We start from the raw sequence: 16,767 nt of genomic DNA, 5'->3' as shown, positions 1-16,767 counted from the left end.
GTGTGAAAAAAATTCACGATTGCGCAAGTGGGCTCGAACGCGGGCCGCCCATTGGGAGCGGATTCGCGTCTTGCGCAACCTGTTGGAGAAGCAATCGCCACCACCGGGGGCTAGCATCCAGCACAAGGAGAAGCAGGGAGATGCGCGCGATTGCACGAAATTACCCGGAATCGCTGCGAATTGACGTCCAATTGAGCCACGATGAGCTGCGGTTTGGCGCGAATGCACTGCAATTGCTTATCCAACAGGTTGCCGCTATTCTACCGTGCCGACTCTCGAAAATGTGTCTGTCGGTGAGAATCCCCTCTCAGGGCTCATCCACAAAGCTCAGGGAGTCTCTTCCGGGCGCTCCGCCCGTCTGGCCCCACTTACACACCCAGCCTCAATCGATGTCGCCTACCGTATTCATCGTCTCCGACGGTACCGGGATCACTGCCGAAACTTTCGCGCACTCGATCCTCTCGCAGTTCGACCAGAAATTCCGCCTCGTGCGCGTGCCGTTCATCGACTCGACGGACAAGGCCTACTCGACCGCCGAAAAGATCAACGAAGCCGCAGTGCATGAAGGCCGCCGCCCGATCGTCTTCACGACGCTGGTGGACAGCAACTCCAACGAAATCCTCAAGCGCTCGAACGCGCTCGTGCTCGACATGTTCCAGACCTTCGTGGAGCCGCTGGAGCAGGAACTGGAGCTCAAGTCGAGCCACGCGATGGGCCGTGGCCACCAGAACGCCGACACCGACGAATACAAGAACCGCATCGAGGCCATCAATTTCTCGCTCGCGCACGACGACGGCCAGTCCGACCGCAATCTGAACGACGCCGACGTGATCCTCGTGGGCGTGTCGCGTAGCGGCAAGACACCGACCAGCCTTTATCTGGCGATGCAGTACGGCGTGAAAGCGGCAAACTATCCGCTGATCCCCGACGACTTCGAACGCGGCAAGCTGCCCAATTCGCTGCTGCCGTATCGCGGAAAGATCTTTGGGCTTTCGATCGATCCGCAGCGTCTCACGGAAATCCGTAACGAGCGGCGGCCTGGCAGCAAGTACGCGGCGCTGGAGAATTGCCGCTACGAAGTCAATGAAGCCGAGGCCATGATGCGCCGTGAGAACATCAAATGGCTCTCGTCGACGCACAAGTCCATCGAGGAAATCGCCACGACGATCTTGCAGGAAATCCGCCTCGACAAGCCGGTGTACTGAAGATCGCTCCGTGTAGAAACGAATAAGGCCTGCTCACTCGCGAGCAGGCCTTTTTGTTGCATCAGTCACCAAGGCGTGAACCCGTACTGAGCGCAGCTCAACGCGCGTGGCGCTGCTGACGGCATTGCTCGAAGATGCATACAGCGGCAGCCGCCGCCACATTCAGGGACTCCATGCCGCCCGGCTGAGGAATCGTCACGCGCAACGCCGCCGCGTCGCGCCACAGCTGCGAGACGCCCGCCCCTTCGTTGCCGAAAACCCACGCCACCTGCCCCGTGAGATCGGTCTCGTCGATGGCCCGCGCGCCATGCGAGTCGGTGATCACGACCGGCACCCCCAGCATGGCGATCAGCGTCTCGGGTTCGACATTTTCGAAGACCTGCAGCAGGAAGTGCGCGCCCATTGCCGAGCGCAGCACCTTCGAAGACCACGCGTATGCCGTGCCCGGCGTGCAGAACACCTTGTCGACGCCCGCCGCCGCCGCGCTGCGCAGGATCGAGCCGACGTTGCCCGCATCCTGCAGGCCGTCGAGCACGAGGCAGGTCGATTCGACCCGCTCAGGCAGATGCGCCTCTGGCATATCCACGAGCAGCAGCATGCCCACGCCGTGCACGACGTTCGAAAGCTGGCCAAAGAGCGCATCGGGCAGCGTGATCACACGGCGCTCGTCGACGCGCTCGACAATGGCCTGCGCCTCGGCATGCGCGAGCGCGCCTTCGGTCACGATGCAATATTCGGGCTGCGTGCCGCCGTCGAGCCATGCGCTCGCGAGGTGAAAACCCTCGAGCAGAGCTTGATGGCTGCGCCGCTGCTGATGCGTCGAGCCGGCCAGCGCCTTCAGGCGCTTGTAAAGCGGATTGTCGCGCGAAGTAATGGCTTTCACGGGCGGGCCTGGCGATTTGAAAAAGGAAGGTTGAAAAGAACAACGGCGCCGCACGAAGCGACGCCGGACTGCATGAACCCGGGCATTGCGCTGCTCAGGCTGATGCGAAGGCGTCGTCGTCCGGAGCGGCGTCGCCAGCTGTACTTGCCAAGCTCGTCAGCGCGAGGCCATGCAGCGCATACGCGTCGCGCACGGGCGCGAACGTGCGCCGGTGGTGCACGCAAGGACCATGCTCGCGCAGCGCGGCCAGATGCTGTGCGGTGCCGTAACCCGCGTGCGCATCGAAGCCATACACGGGGAACGCCTCGTGCAACTCCAACAGCATGCGGTCGCGCGTGACCTTCGCAATGATCGACGCCGCCGAGATGCTGGGCACGAGCGCGTCGCCGCCGATCACGGCCTCGCTGCGCACCGGCAGCACCGGGCAGCGGTTGCCGTCGATCTTGGCGAGCGTGGGTTTCACGCTCAGGCCCTCCACGGCGCGCCGCATCGCCAGCATGGTCGCGTGCAGGATATTGAGCGAGTCGATCTCCTCGACGCTCGCCGACGCCACGCACCATGCGAGCGCGCGTTCGACGATGAGGTCGTAGAGCGCCTCGCGCGCTTTCGCCGTGAGCGCCTTGGAGTCGTCGAGACCGGCGATCGGACGCGCCGGATCGAGAATCACGGCGGCGGCGGTGACCGGGCCGGCGAGCGGCCCTCGTCCAGCTTCGTCCACGCCGCAGACGATGTCGTCAGGCGACTCGAACAACAGACCCGCTTGCTCCGCCCACATTTGCCGCTCCGCGCGTTTCTCGGCCGCTTTCGACGGTGCTTTGGAGCTGGCTTGCGCTGCGGCTTTCGCCGCTGGCGCCTTCGCGCGAGTGCGCTTGATCGCGCCTTCGGTCATGCCAGGCTCCTGCGGCGATCCACTACGCTGGCAACCACCTCCGCCGCTCGCTCCGACATGTTCTGCCGCAGCGCATGGTGCATCTGCGTGAACACTTCGGTCAGCGTGCGCCGGTTTGCTTCGTCGTGCAATTGCGTGAGCGTGGCGTCCGCGAGCGCCTCGGGCGTGGCGAAGTGCTGAAGGATCTCGGGCACCACGAAGCGTCCCGCGAGAATGTTCGGCAGACCGACATACGGCAGGTAGCCCTGACGGCGCATGATTTGCCCCGTGAGCCAGGGCACCTTGTACGAGATGACCATCGGCTTCTTGAGCAGCGCCGCCTCTAGCGTGACCGTGCCGCTCTTGACGAGAATCGCATCGGCGGCGGTCATCGCCACCTGCGACTGCCCGTCGATGATCGTGAGCGCCAGGCCCTGGTGCGAGTTGGCGAGCTCCTGCAGCTGCGCGTGGATCGCCGGCGTCGCCGCCGGCATCACGAAGCGCAAGCCCGGCTCGCGCTGCTGCATGATCTGCATCGCGTCGAAGAACGTCGGGCCGATCAGGTTGATCTCGGAGCGGCGGCTGCCCGGCAGCACCGCGATGATCGGTCCGCTGCCTGACAAGCCGAGCGCGCGGCGCGCGCCGGGCACATCCGGCTCGAGTGGGATATCGTCGGCAAGCGGATGCCCCACGTAGGTCGCCGCCACACCCGCTTTCTCGAGGATCGCCGGCTCGAACGGAAACACGCAGAGCATGTGATCCACGGCCTTCTGGATCTTCCTGATGCGGCCGCCGCGCCACGCCCAGATGGACGGACACACGAAGTGGATCGTGGGAATGCCCGCGTCGCGCAGCGGGTGTTCGAGACCGAAGTTGAAGTCGGGCGCGTCCACGCCGATGAAAACGTCGGGCGGGTCCGCGAGCAGTTGATGCTTGAGTTCGCTGCGAATGCGCAGGATCTCGGGAATGTGCTTGAGCGCCTCGACATAGCCCCGCACGGTGAGCTTGTCCATCGGCCAATGCGCTTCGAAACCGGCGGCCTGCATGCGCGGCCCGCCGATTCCGTAGTAGTGCGCAGTATCGGGCAGCCTGCCAGTCAGCCCTTTGAGCATCGACGCCGCAAGCAGGTCGCCGGACGGCTCGCCGGCAACCATGGCGAGGCGCAGCGGACGGGTTTGAAGCGCCATCGGTTAGCGGATGATGCCGCGTTGCGACTGCTCGACGAAATCGAGCAGCGCCTTCACGTGTGCGTCACCGTCGCCGCCCGCTTGCGCGAGTTCGGCGATCTGCATCTTCGCCTCTTCGAGCGACAGGCCGTTCTTGTACAGCACGCGATAGGCCGAACGCAGCGCCGAGATCGCATCGGGCGTAAAGCCGCGGCGGCGCAGCCCTTCGACGTTGATGCCATGCGGCACCGCCTTGTTGCCCGCGGCGACCACGAACGGCGGCACATCCTGCACGAGCGCCGATGCGCCGCCCACCATCGAGTGCGCACCGATGCGCACGAACTGATGCACGCCCGTCATGCCGCCGACGATCGCGAAATCGTCGACGATCACATGGCCCGCGAGTTGCGCGTTGCTCGACATGATCACATTGTTGCCGAGCCTGCAGTCGTGACCCACGTGCACATACGACATGATCCAGTTGTCGTCGCCGACGATCGTGACGCCGGTGTCCTGCACCGTGCCCGTATGAATCGACGTGAACTCGCGGATGGTATTGCGATTGCCGATCACGAGCTTCGTGGGCTCGCCCTTGTACTTCATGTCCTGCGGACGGCCGCCGATGATCGCGTAGTGGCCGATCATGTTGTCTTCGCCGATCGTCGTATGGCCTTCCAGCACACTGTGCGAGCCGATTTTGGTGCGTGCACCGATGGCGACGTTGGCCCCGATCACCGCGTACGGCCCGATCTCCGCCGATTCATCGACTTGCGCGCCGGTCTCGACGACCGCGGTGGGATGGATCCTGCTCATTCGTCCTGGCTCTCCATTCTGTTGCCGTGCTGGCGCGTCTTACTGCGCCGCGTCCATTTTCTTGACGGTGCACATGAGTTCCGCCTCGCAGGCGACAGCGCCTTCCACTTCGGCCTGCGCCTTGAACTTCCAGATGCCGCGCATGTAGCGCTCGAACGTCACGTTCAGGATGAGTTGATCGCCCGGTTCGACCACGCGCTTGAAGCGCGCGCCATCGATGCCGACGAAGTAGTACAGCGTGTTCTCGAAGTCCTGCTCCTCTTCCGAAAACGTGAGGAGCGCAGCGGTTTGCGCCAGGGCTTCGAGAATCATCACGCCAGGCATGACCGGGCGTTGGGGAAAATGGCCCTGGAAAAAGGGCTCATTGACGGTCACGTTCTTCAACGCCTTGATGCTCTTGTGCGGCACGATTTCGGTGACCCGGTCCACCATCAGGAACGGATAACGGTGCGGAAGCAGCGTGAGGATCTTGTGGATGTCGAAGTTGAGTTTTTCGATGTTCATGGTGTTTCTGCTCACGCTGGAATTGCGTGTGACTGTCGAATGCGATGTCCGAAGTGCCTTGCCGAAGCATGGCTCCCGCGGTGCCTCACGGCCCGCGCTTCTGGCGCAGTATGCGCCATGTGCGACACTTCGTGCATGCGGATTGCCCCGGGTCTCGCAGACCAGATCTCGCAACCGGGTCTCGCAGACCGGGACACATGGATAGGCACGCGCCCAAGGCTCGAGCGCTTCACGCCCGAGCCACGAACCTGCCTTACCTTGTTACGCGCCGCCTTGTGCCTTCTGGGCAGCGGCTTCGAGCGCCCTGATGCGATCGCGCAACTTGTCGATATTGCGCAGCAGCGCGGCGCTCTTGTTCCAGTCGGCGTGATCGACCGCCGGGAACGCGCTCGTGTAGATGCCAGCCTTGGGCAACGACTTCGAGACACCCGACTTCGCCGTGACGATAACGTAGTCGCCCAGCGTGACATGTCCCGCGATGCCAACTGCGCCGCCGATCATGCAATGGCGGCCGATCGTGGTGCTGCCCGCGATGCCCGCGCAACCCGCAATCACGGTGTATGCGCCCACCTTGCAGTTGTGACCGATCTGCACGAGGTTATCGATCTTGACGCACTCCTCGATGATCGTGTCGGCCATCGCGCCACGATCGATCGTGGTGTTCGCCCCGATCTCGACATCGGGGCCGATCGAGACGCCGCCCACTTGCGGAATCTTCACCCAGCTGCCCGTGCGTGCATCACCCTCGCCCGTGAAGTCGGGCGCAAAGCCAAAGCCGTCCGAGCCGATCACGGCGCCGGCGTGCACGATGGCGCGCGCGCCGATCCTGCAGCCGTGATAAACCGTCACGCCCGGATAGAAGTGCGAGCCCTCGCCCACCTGGGTGCCGCGGCCAATGAACACGTTGGCGTCCAGCCACACGTGCTCGCCGATCGTGGCACCCGCCTCCACCGTGACGTTCGGGCCGATCACCGCACTCGCGGCAATCTTTGCCGTGGCATCGACATGGGCGCTCGGGTGCACGCCCGCCTGCACCTTCGGTGCAGCCAGATCGATGAACGCCTGCGCCACGCGCGCGAAATAAGCATACGGATTGGGCGTGACGATGAAATTACGACCGTCGCGGGAAGCCAGTTTTTCGAGATCTTCCGGGCTGATCAGAACGGCGCCTGCGCGAGTCGTCTCGACCTGCGCCAGATACTTGGGGTTGGCGAGGAACGCCAGTTGTTGCGGACCCGCCTGATCGAGCGGCGCGAGCGAGCCGACACGTTGCGTCGGGTCGCCAACTACAGCGCCGCCGAAGCGCCCGGCGATGTCCTCAAGCGTAAAAGCCATGCGCGAGATGCTCCTGCCTCAATTGCTGCTGCCAGCGCCGCCAGACGCGAGCGCCTTCAGGACCTGGTCGGTGATGTCGATGCGCGGGCTCACGTACACCGCTTCCTGCACGATCAAATCGTAGTGCTGCTGCTCGGCGATCTGCTTGATCACCTTGTTCGCCCGATCCAGCACCGCCGCAAGCTCTTCATTGCGACGCTGGTTCAGATCTTCGCGAAACTCGCGCTGCTTGCGCTGGAAATCGCTGTCGAGCTGCGACAGATCGCGCTGCTTCTGCGCGCGATCGCCGGGCGACATGCCCGGCCCATTCTTGTCGAGGGAGTCCGACATGGACTTCAAGCGTTGCGCCATGTCCTGCAAGTCCTTGTCGCGCTTTGCGAACTCGGCTTCGAGCTTGGTTTGCGCGGCCTTCGCGGGGGCGGATTCGCGCAGGATGCGATCGGAGTTGACCGCCGCGATCTTCGCTTCCTGCGCATGGGCCGCGCCCGTGCCAACAGCGAGCATCGCCAGCGACAGCGTCAAGGCCCCGATCGTCCGTCTGGAAAACATACCCGTTAGCAAAGTTATCCTCTCGTTTCTGTAAATACCTGTTCCTGCGAGCCTCGTCAGAAGGCCGTGCCAATCTGGAACTGGAACTTCTGGTACTGATCGCCTTCGTGCTTGACGATCGGGAAGCCAAGGCTCAGCTTGAGCGGGCCGATCGGCGAAATCCACGCTAGACCCACACCGTACGCATAGCGCAGACCGTTCGCGCCCGTGCTGGTGTTGCCCTCGTCGCCCCAGACGTTACCGGCGTCGACGAATGTGAAGACGCGCAGCGTGCGATCGTAGCCCGTGCCGGGCAGCGGGAACGTGAGCTCGATGTTGCCGACCACCATCTTCGAACCGCCGATCGGGTCGTTAGTCTTGGCGTCGCGCGGACCCAGCGAGCTCGGCTCGTAGCCACGCACCGAACCGATACCGCCCGCGTAGTAGTTCTTGAAGATCGGGTACGGCTTGCCGTCGAGGCCCTTGCCGTAGCCGGCCTGGAAGTTCATGCCCAGCACGAAGCCGCGTGCGAACGAGTAATAGTACTGCGCCTGCACGTCGGTCTTGACGTAAGGCGTCGAGCCGACCGGCGTACCCCATTCAAAATTCGCCTGCGTAAAGTAGCCGCGGCTCGGAATCAGCGCACTGTCGCGCGCGTCGCGCGACCAGCCGATCGTGAACGGAATGTTGTTCGACACACGGCCGAAGTTTTTCACGTAATCGATGTAGCTCTGCGGCGTGTACGCGTCGGTGTCGAGCGTGTCCTGCTCGAAACCGAGGCCGAAGAAGACCGTGTCCACTTCCGAGAACGGAATGCCGAACTTCAGGTCAGCGCCCGTCGTGATGATCTTGAAGCTCGAATCGGTCGAGTAGTACAGCGGCTGGTACGTGCGGTAGTAGACGTCGGTAATGCGCTTGATGCCGTCCACCGTGAAGTACGGGTCCACCTGCGTGACAGCCAGCGTGCGGTACGTCTTCGCGGTGTTGATGTTCACCGAGAGGCTCGTGCCCGAGCCGAACACGTTGTCCTGCGAGACCCCGGCCGAGAGCACCACCTTGTCCGTGGACGAGAAGCCCGCGCCCAGCGTGATCGCGCCGGTCGGCTTTTCGGCCACCTTCACGTTCACGTCGACCTGGTCGGGCGTACCTTCCACCGGCACCGTGGTCACGTCGACATCGGTGAAGTAACCGAGACGGTTGATACGGTCCTTCGAAAGCGCGAGGCGGCTCGAATCGAACCACGAGCTTTCGAGCTGGCGCATTTCGCGGCGCACGACTTCGTCACGCGTGCGCGTGTTGCCGATCACGTTGATGCGGCGCACGTACACACGGCGGCTCGGGTCGATCTGCAGCGTGAGGTCGACCGTGTGGTCGGCCTGATTGATCTGCGGCAGCGCATTGACGGTGGCGAATGCGTAGCCGTATTCGCCGAGCTTGTCGACGATCGACTTGGTCGTAGCCTGCAGCTTCTCGGCCGAGAAGCGGTCGCCCGGCTTGATCTTGATGAGCTTGTTGAGCTCGGCCTCGCGGTCGAGCAGATTGCCCGCCAGGTGGATGCCCGAAACCTTGTAGGGCTCGCCTTCGTGGATCCCGATCGTCAGGTACATGTCCTTCTTGTCGGGCGAAATCGAAACCTGCGTCGAGTCGATGTTGAACTCGAGATAGCCGTGGTTCAGGTAGTACGAGCGCACGTTCTCGAGGTCGCCCGTGAGCTTTTCCTTCGAGTACAGGTCGTTCTTCGTGTACCACGAGAACCAGTTCGGCGTGGAGAGTTGCATCTCCGAGAGCAGCGTGCCGCTGCTATACGTCTTGTTGCCGATGAAGTTGATCTGCCGGATCTTCGCGCTCGGGCCTTCGACCACCGAGAACAGCAGGCCGACGCGGTTGCGGTCGATCGGGGTTACCGTGGTCGTGACTTCGGCGGCATAGAAGCCGCGCGTGAGGTACTGACGCTTGAGTTCCTGCTCGGCCTTGTCGACGAGCGCCTTGTCGTAATAGCGGCCTTGCGAGAGACCGACTGCGCGCAGCGCCTTCGTGAGGTTGTCCTTGTCGAACTCCTTGATGCCGGCGAAGTCGATCGTGCCGATGGCTGGCCGCTCCTGCACCTGCACGACCACGACACCGCCTTCGGTGCCGATGCGCACGTCGTTGAAGAAGCCCGTTGCATACAATGCGCGAATGGCATCGGATGCCTTGTCGTCGGTGAACGTATCGCCCTGCTTGATGGGCAAGTACGCGAACACCGTGCCCGGCTCGACGCGTTGCAGTCCTTCGATGCGGATGTCCTGTACCACGAAAGGCGTTGTCGCCGCGTGAGCGACCAGGCCATGCGCGGCAATCGCCGCAGCCGCAACCGTTTTTGGAACCAAGCGATGAGGTCTAAACAACGTGCTTCCCCAGTATGTATAGCTGCATCAGATCAGGCGGCCCGCCCTCGGACGCCGCCAGACATCTTTAAAAATGGATTAACCGAGCCAGATCGTTGAACAACGCGATCGCCGACAGCGCGACGATGCAGGCAAGTCCCGCGCGCTGCAGGACGAGCTGCCAGCGGTCCGAGACGGCTTTGCCCGTTACGGCTTCAACCGCATAATATAACAGATGCCCCCCATCCAATACCGGAATTGGGAGCAGGTTGAGTACGCCGAGGCTAATGCTGACAAGGGCGAGGAACGACAGGAAGGCGGACGGACCGAGTCTTGCGCTCTTGCCCGCATAGTCAGCAATCGTCACCGGGCCCGACAGATTTTTCAGAGACGCCTCGCCCGTGAGCATGCGGCCGAACATACGCAGCGAATAGATCGCGATATCCCACGTGCGGAACGCACCCAGCCGAACGCTCTCGATCGGCCCGTAGCGGACGTCCACAGTGGGCGCCTGGGCCGCAAGCGCCGCACCGATGCGCCCGACTTCCTCACCTGTTTCGCCGTCACGCTGCGCCATGGGCGTGATCATGAGCGTCAACGTCTGCCCTTGCCCGGACGCGCCGTTCTGCGCAACGTTTTGCGTATCACCACGCACGACGCGCACGTGCACAGGCTTGCCCGCGTGGGCCTTCACGTAGCCGATGAAAGTGCTTGCGCTGTCAACGGGGCGGCCATCGATCGCAACCAGGCGATCGCCTTTTTCCAGCCCCGCCTGCTGGGCAGCACTGCCCGCCTCCACGCCCGCGATCGTCAGTTTGGCTCCGCCGGCCTCGAGACCGAGCTTCGACATGAAGTCGTCGTCGAGATCTTTGCTGGTGAGGCGCGAGAGATCGAGGGGAAAGTCGTAGGTGCCGCCGCCGTCACGCGCGGAGAGCACCACGCGGTTTTGATCGAAGGCCGCGGACAGCAGCTTCCAGCGCAGATCGGCCCACGAGCGCACGGGCTCCGTGTCGCTGCCGTTCGCGTCGCTCACGGCGAGAATGGTCTCGCCGCCCTGGAAGCCGGCCTGCGCGGCGGCCGTCTGTGCCGGCGGCACGGCAACGATGGCGGTCGGCTCGGTCACGCCGCTCGCGAACACCGCTGCGAAGAGCACGATGGCAAGAATGAAATTGGCCAACGGCCCGGCAGCGACGATGGCGATGCGCTTGCCAACCGACTGCCGGTTGAACGCGTGCGGCAAATCTTCGGCGGGAATGTCCCCTTGCTTGTCCTGCAACTCGCGCTCGTCGAGCATCTTGACGTAGCCGCCGAGCGGCAGCGCCGAGATCGTCCATTCGGTCCCGCTCTTCTTGCTGACCCACTGCACGAGCGGCTTGCCGAAGCCGATCGAAAATCGCAAAACCTTGACGCCGCACAAGCGTGCAACGCTGTAGTGTCCATATTCGTGCACGACAACGAGTACGCCGATCGCCACGACAAAAGACACCAATTCGGTGAGCAGATTCATATGCGCCTCCTCTGCTGGAAGCAGCGCGCCAATGCGGGTCAACCTCGTTGGCGGGCCGATGGGTCTGCAAGCAGACCCTCACGCCTCCGCGGGCGGCCTGAGCACAGCCCGGGAGCGGCCCGAGCGAGGCTTCAGGCCGGCACCGGCAGGCTGTCGATGATCTTGAGCGCCGCGCGGCGCGCGGCTGCGTCGGCTTCGAGCACGACTTCGAGACTCGCGGCGCGGCGATTGTCCAGCGCGTTGAGCACGGCGTCGACCGTCTGCGCAATCGCCATGAAACCGATCCGGCGGTTGAGGAACGCCTCCACCGCGATTTCGTTGGCTGCGTTGAGCGTGGCGCTCGCCACGCCGCCCTCGGCCAGCGCCTTCATTGCCAGCGCAAGACACGGAAAACGTGCGTAGTCCGGCTTCTCGAAATTGAGCGTGGCCACCTGCGCGAGGTCGAGTTGCGCAACGCCCGAATCCACACGATCCGGGAACGCGAGCGCGTGCGCGATCGGCGTGCGCATGTCCGGGTTGCCCAGTTGCGCGAGCACCGAACCGTCCGCGTACGAGACCATCGAGTGGATCACGCTCTGCGGGTGGATCAGCACGTCGATGCGCTCGCCTGGCAGATCGAACAGATAATGCGCCTCGATGACTTCGAGGCCCTTGTTCATCATCGTGGCCGAGTCGACCGAAATCTTGCGGCCCATGGACCAGTTCGGGTGCTTGCACGCCTCGTCCGGCGTCACGTCGACGAGCGTGGCCGGCTCGCGCGTGCGGAACGGGCCGCCAGAAGCGGTCAGGATGATCTTCGTCACGCCGCCATGCTGCGTGCCTTCGGCGGGCAAACACTGGAACACGGCGTTGTGCTCGCTGTCCACCGGCAACAGCACCGCGCCGTTATCGCGCGCCGCATTCATGAAGATGTCGCCCGACATCACGAGCGCTTCCTTGTTTGCGAGCAGAATGCGCTTGCCGGCCTGCGCCGCCGCGAGGGTGGGCACGAGGCCCGCCGCGCCGACGATGGCGGCAACCACGGTGTCGCATCCATCGCTCTTCGCGACATCGGCGAGCGCCTGCGGCCCGTACGCCACAACCGTCTTCGAACCTGCCGCGCGCAGCTTGCGCTCGACCGCCGCGGCGGTATCGGCATCGCCGACTACGGCCACTTCGGGCGCGAAGCGCAGACATTGTTCGACGAGCTTGTCGCCGTTGCGGTGCGCGGTGAGCGCGTAGACGGAGAACTGTTGCGGATGACGCGCAACCACGTCGAGCGTGCTGTCTCCGATCGAGCCCGTGGATCCGAGCAAGGTGAGTCGTTTTTGCATTTCCATTAGTCTCTAACCGAGCAGCAGCATGGCAAGCGGCAGGACCGGCAGCAGCGCGTCGATGCGATCGAGCACGCCGCCGTGGCCTGGCAAGAGGCCGCTCGAATCTTTTACGCCCGCCTGGCGCTTCGTCATCGACTCGAACAGATCGCCGATCACGCTGAACGCGACTAGTACGGTGAGCACGAAGAGCGCCCGGCCAAGGCCGAGGCGGGTCGCCAGCGCCGAATACAGGGTCGGCTCGAACGCGTGCAGCGTGAGCGCGGCGCCCGACACGGCCATCACGGCCACCCAGCCGCCCACGGCGCCTTCCCAGGTCTTGCCCGGACTGATCGCGGGCGCGAGCTTATGCTTTCCGAATGCCTTACCTGCAAAGTATGCGCCGATATCGGCAAGCCAGACGATCAGCAGCAGCGAGAGCACGAACGCCACGCCCACCGTGCGCGCCGCGACCAGCGCGTGCCAGCAGGCGCAGAAAATCACGAGCCCGGCGGCAAGCAGGAAGGCGCGCCAGACGCCGGCGCCGAGCGTCGGCTTGCGCACGAGCACGTAAGGGCCGGCGATGAGCCAGAAGATGCCGGCGGCCTGATAAAGCGGATGGGCCGACTCGAGCCGCTGGCTTGCGATGACAGCCAGCACGGCAATTGCCGCATAGACGATCGAGCCCGCTTTGCCGGCCTTGAGCAGGCGCGCCCACTCCCACGCGGCAAACAACACCACGACGCCGATCAGCACGCCAAACCAGGCAACCGGTGCGAACAGGGTGACCGGCAGGAGGATGGCCAGCAGGACGAGCGCCGTGATGACACGGGTCTTTAGCATGAAAGCGAGTCGGCGTTCTGGGATTGGTTTGCGAGCTGGGCGCTCGTGCGGCCAAAGCGGCGCTCACGTTCCGCGTAGGATCCGATCGCGCGATTGAGCGCATCGGCGTTGAAGTCCGGCCAGAACGTGTCGGTAAAATAAAATTCTGCGTACGCGAGTTGCCAGAGCAAGAAATTGCTCACACGCTGCTCGCCACCGGTGCGAATGAAGAGATCGGGCTCCGGCGCGTAGTTCATGGCCAGATGCTGGCCGATGGTGTCCTCGGTGACGGGCACCGGCTCGCCGGCCGCAGCGGCAGCCTCGACCAGTTTGCGGGTCGCCTGCATGATGTCCCAGCGGCCACCGTAATTCGCCGCGATGGTGAGCGTGAGCCGCGTGTTGCGCGCGGTCTTGGTTTCCGCGCGGCGAATCAGGTCCTGGATGCGCTCGTTGAACATCGACAGGTCGCCGACCACGCGCAGACGAATGCCGTTCGCATGAAGGCGCGCCACTTCGCGCTCTAGCGCGGTGACGAACAGGCGCATCAGGAACGACACTTCGTCGGTCGGACGCCGCCAGTTTTCCGAACTGAACGCGAACAGGGTGAGGTATTCGACGCCATTCTCGACGCAGGCCTCGACGACCGAACGCACGGCATCGACGCCGCGCGTATGGCCCGCGACGCGCGGCAAACGGCGTTGAGTTGCCCAACGGCCGTTGCCGTCCATGATGATCGCGATGTGGCGCGGCACGGCCGCCACGTCGGGCACGCGAACGGTTGAGCTGGTATAGGTCATGGCCGTCAGACTAAAACTACGGATACGGACAAAAGGGCAGGAGAACCCTGGCGGAGCTGAGAACCTGGCGGCCTCAGACCGTCATGATCTCCGCTTCCTTGGTCTGGACGAGCTTGTCGATCTCGGCAACGAAGCGGTCCGTCAGCTTCTGGACGTCGTCGCCAGCGCGGCGCTCGTCGTCTTCAGAGATTTCCTTGTCCTTCACGAGCTTCTTGAGCGTTTCGTTAGCGTCGCGGCGCAGGTTGCGCACGGCCACCTTGGCCGTCTCGCCTTCGCTCTTGACAACCTTGGTGAGCTCCTTGCGGCGCTCTTCGGTCAGCGCGGGCATCGGCACGCGGATCAGATCGCCGTGCGTAGCCGGGTTCAGGCCGAGATCCGACTCGCGGATCGCCTTTTCGATGACCTGCACCATCTTCTTTTCCCACGGCTGCACGCCGATCGTGCGAGCGTCCACGAGCGTGAGGTTCGCGACTTGCGAGATGGGCACGGGCGAGCCGTAGTAGTCGACCTGGATGTGATCGAGCAGACCGGTATGGGCACGGCCCGTACGGATTTTCGCCAGATCGCTCTTGAACGCTTCGATCGAGCGCTGCATTTTTTGCTCAGCGCCCTTCTTGATGTCAGCCACAGCCATTTTGATACCTCCGAACCTTCATTACGGAACGGGCCCGCCAGCGCGCTCGGGGGGCGGCGCGGCCCATGTTCGTTTCCCGTTTGAGACGAGAGTTTACACGTGGACGAGCGTGCCTTCGTCTTCGCCTTGAATGATGCGCTTGAGCGCGCCCGGCTTGACGATGGAAAAAACCCGGATGGGCAGCTTCTGGTCGCGGCACAGCGCAAACGCCGTCGCGTCCATCACCTGCAGATTGCGGCCGATTGCCTCATCGAAGCTGATCGTCGAGTAGCGCGTGGCCGAAGGATCCTTTTTCGGGTCCGCCGAGTAGACGCCGTCGACCTTGGTGGCCTTGAGCACGACTTCCGCGCCCACTTCCGCGCCGCGCAGCGCAGCGGCGGTGTCGGTGGTGAAGAACGGGTTGCCCGTGCCCGCCGCGAAGATCACGACCTTGCCCTCTTCGAGCTGGCGAATCGCACGCGGGCGAATATACGGCTCGACCACCTGGTCCATGCGCAGCGCCGATTGCACGCGCGCCTCGATGCCTGCGTGACGCATGGCGTCCTGCAGCGCGAGCGCGTTCATCATGGTGGCGAGCATGCCCATGTAGTCGGCCGTCGCGCGGTCCATGCCGGCTGCGCCGCCCGCGACGCCGCGAAAAATGTTGCCACCGCCGATCACGACCGCGAGCTGGGTGCCAAGCCGCACCACCTCGGCCACGTCCGCCACCATTCGTTCGATCGTGGCGCGGTTGATGCCGAAGGCATCGTCGCCCATCAGGGCTTCGCCGGAAAGTTTGAGCAGGACGCGTTTATAGGCGGGTGTGGGCATGGGGGTATCCAGGATCGCGCGCAAAGGGCAATAACTTGAAACTGTAGGGGTGAAATACGGCTTGGGGCAAGCGCCGCCAGAATAGCGAAGATTTGCGCCACGGGGCGCGGCGGGCGTCCGCCGCGCAAGGCGCCGCTACATCGGGCGTCGCTATGCTGCCCACCGCGGCGGAAACGCTCCGCCGCGGCTTGCTACGGTACTGCTTGATGCTGCTTGGTGCTTTTACTGCGGTACGGCTTGAAGCTTTAAGGCTTGCGCGGCCTTTATTGCTGCTTTGCAGCAGCGACTTGTGCGGCCACCTCGGCGGCGAAGTCGTCCTGGCGCTTCTCGATGCCTTCGCCCACCACGAAGAGGGCGAACTTCTGCACCGTCGTGCCAGCAGCCTTGAGCATCTGCTCGATCGTCTGCTTGTCGTTCTTCACGAACGGCTGGTTCAGCAGCGACACTTCCTTCAGGTACTTCTGAACCGAACCTTCGACCATCTTCGCGACGATCTCAGCCGGCTTGCCCGATTCGGCAGCCTTCTGCTCGGCGATGCTGCGCTCCTTGGCGATCAGGTCGGCCGGCACGTCGTCCGACGACAGCGAGACCGGCTTCATGGCGGCAATGTGCATCGCGACGTCCTTGCCCACTTGCTCGTCGGCGCCCGTGTACTCGACCAGCACGCCAATGCGCGTGCCGTGCAGGTACGCAGCCAGCTTGTTGGCGGTTTCGAAACGCGCGAAACGGCGGATCGAGAGGTTTTCACCGATCTTGCCGACCAGCGCGAGGCGCACTGCGTCGACCGTCGAGCCGTCCAGCGGCAGCGCCGACAGCGCAGCGACGTCAGCCGGGTTCTGCGTAGCGACGAGCTCGGCGATCTGCTTCGCGAATGCGAGGAAGTCGTCGTTCTTCGCAACGAAGTCGGTTTCGCAGTTCAGTTCGACCACCGCGCCAGCGTTGGCACCGATGAACGACGAGATCACGCCTTCTGCCGTGACGCGCGAAGCTGCCTTGCTCGCCTTGTTGCCGAGCTTCACGCGCAGCAGTTCTTCAGCACGCGCGAGGTCGCCGTCGGCTTCCGTCAGCGCCTTCTTGCATTCCATCATCGGCGCGTCGGTCTTCGCGCGCAGTTCTGCCACCATGCTTGCGGTAATTGCCGCCATCATTCGCTCCTTGAATCTGTCTGGTACGCGCCAGCCGCATGATTCGATGCGGCCGACAGGAATTCGTTTCCGTAAATACCGTGCTGAAACGC

Annotated in this window: 16 protein-coding genes; 1 reads left to right on the top strand and 15 read right to left on the bottom strand. The window is 63.8% G+C overall.

Annotated features, from left to right (window positions below):
* Window positions 1-389 precede the first annotated feature (389 nt).
* On the top strand, window positions 390-1,205 hold the full coding sequence (ppsR, locus tag P5W99_RS06920; protein WP_035531822.1) for a posphoenolpyruvate synthetase regulatory kinase/phosphorylase PpsR: 816 nt from the start codon (window positions 390-392) through the stop codon (window positions 1,203-1,205).
* A 97-nt stretch (window positions 1,206-1,302) separates the two neighbouring features.
* On the opposite strand, the gene P5W99_RS06915 is transcribed toward ppsR, so the two are convergent.
* The 15 genes from P5W99_RS06915 to tsf form a co-directional block, all read right to left on the bottom strand.
* Window positions 1,303-2,088, bottom strand: coding sequence for a TrmH family RNA methyltransferase (locus P5W99_RS06915; protein ID WP_421043869.1), 786 nt, complete (start codon window positions 2,086-2,088; stop codon window positions 1,303-1,305).
* A 94-nt stretch (window positions 2,089-2,182) separates the two neighbouring features.
* Window positions 2,183-2,863: a ribonuclease HII gene (rnhB, locus tag P5W99_RS06910; protein ID WP_421025205.1), complete on the bottom strand. Its 681-nt coding sequence runs from the start codon at window positions 2,861-2,863 to the stop codon at window positions 2,183-2,185.
* Between the two features lie 110 nt (window positions 2,864-2,973).
* On the bottom strand, window positions 2,974-4,143 hold the full coding sequence (gene lpxB, locus P5W99_RS06905) for a lipid-A-disaccharide synthase (protein WP_421079416.1): 1,170 nt from the start codon (window positions 4,141-4,143) through the stop codon (window positions 2,974-2,976).
* A 3-nt stretch (window positions 4,144-4,146) separates the two neighbouring features.
* The gene (gene lpxA / locus P5W99_RS06900; RefSeq protein ID WP_421079415.1) at window positions 4,147-4,935 is read right to left on the bottom strand and encodes an acyl-ACP--UDP-N-acetylglucosamine O-acyltransferase; all 789 of its coding nucleotides are present in this window, start codon (window positions 4,933-4,935) and stop codon (window positions 4,147-4,149) included.
* A gap of 39 nt (window positions 4,936-4,974) precedes the next feature.
* Entirely contained in the window at window positions 4,975-5,439 is a 465-nt protein-coding gene (fabZ, locus tag P5W99_RS06895; protein ID WP_421023855.1) for a 3-hydroxyacyl-ACP dehydratase FabZ, read from the bottom strand.
* A 261-nt stretch (window positions 5,440-5,700) separates the two neighbouring features.
* A complete protein-coding gene (gene lpxD, locus P5W99_RS06890; protein WP_421079414.1) occupies window positions 5,701-6,774 on the bottom strand; it encodes a UDP-3-O-(3-hydroxymyristoyl)glucosamine N-acyltransferase in 1,074 nt (357 codons plus the stop codon).
* Between the two features lie 18 nt (window positions 6,775-6,792).
* Window positions 6,793-7,335, bottom strand: a complete 543-nt coding sequence (locus P5W99_RS06885; protein ID WP_152617265.1) for an OmpH family outer membrane protein — start codon at window positions 7,333-7,335, stop codon at window positions 6,793-6,795.
* A gap of 44 nt (window positions 7,336-7,379) precedes the next feature.
* Entirely contained in the window at window positions 7,380-9,689 is a 2,310-nt protein-coding gene (gene bamA, locus P5W99_RS06880; protein ID WP_421079413.1) for an outer membrane protein assembly factor BamA, read from the bottom strand.
* Between the two features lie 67 nt (window positions 9,690-9,756).
* Window positions 9,757-11,175 carry an RIP metalloprotease RseP gene (gene rseP, locus P5W99_RS06875; protein WP_421079412.1) on the bottom strand — a complete coding sequence of 473 codons (1,419 nt, stop codon included), beginning with the start codon at window positions 11,173-11,175 and terminating at the stop codon, window positions 9,757-9,759.
* A gap of 131 nt (window positions 11,176-11,306) precedes the next feature.
* On the bottom strand, window positions 11,307-12,488 hold the full coding sequence (locus P5W99_RS06870) for a 1-deoxy-D-xylulose-5-phosphate reductoisomerase (protein WP_421079411.1): 1,182 nt from the start codon (window positions 12,486-12,488) through the stop codon (window positions 11,307-11,309).
* A 12-nt stretch (window positions 12,489-12,500) separates the two neighbouring features.
* Window positions 12,501-13,310 carry a phosphatidate cytidylyltransferase gene (locus P5W99_RS06865; protein ID WP_421079410.1) on the bottom strand — a complete coding sequence of 270 codons (810 nt, stop codon included), beginning with the start codon at window positions 13,308-13,310 and terminating at the stop codon, window positions 12,501-12,503.
* Window positions 13,304-14,086 (bottom strand): polyprenyl diphosphate synthase, encoded by a 783-nt coding sequence (gene uppS / locus P5W99_RS06860; protein ID WP_421079409.1) that lies wholly within the window; start codon window positions 14,084-14,086, stop codon window positions 13,304-13,306. Before uppS ends, P5W99_RS06865 begins: the two co-directional genes overlap by 7 nt.
* Before the next feature lie 73 nt (window positions 14,087-14,159).
* Window positions 14,160-14,720, bottom strand: a complete 561-nt coding sequence (gene frr / locus P5W99_RS06855) for a ribosome recycling factor (RefSeq protein WP_421023848.1) — start codon at window positions 14,718-14,720, stop codon at window positions 14,160-14,162.
* 93 nt (window positions 14,721-14,813) lie between these two features.
* The gene (gene pyrH, locus P5W99_RS06850) at window positions 14,814-15,530 is read right to left on the bottom strand and encodes a UMP kinase (protein WP_035531856.1); all 717 of its coding nucleotides are present in this window, start codon (window positions 15,528-15,530) and stop codon (window positions 14,814-14,816) included.
* A gap of 263 nt (window positions 15,531-15,793) precedes the next feature.
* On the bottom strand, window positions 15,794-16,675 hold the full coding sequence (gene tsf / locus P5W99_RS06845; protein WP_421023847.1) for a translation elongation factor Ts: 882 nt from the start codon (window positions 16,673-16,675) through the stop codon (window positions 15,794-15,796).
* Window positions 16,676-16,767 lie beyond the last annotated feature (92 nt).

The sequence above is a fragment of the Paraburkholderia sp. A3BS-1L genome (genome assembly GCF_051125215.1).
In the GTDB taxonomy this organism is placed as follows: domain Bacteria; phylum Pseudomonadota; class Gammaproteobacteria; order Burkholderiales; family Burkholderiaceae; genus Paraburkholderia.
The sequence above is the reverse complement of the archived record's forward strand: the minus strand, read 5'-3'. Positions and strand labels throughout refer to the sequence as shown.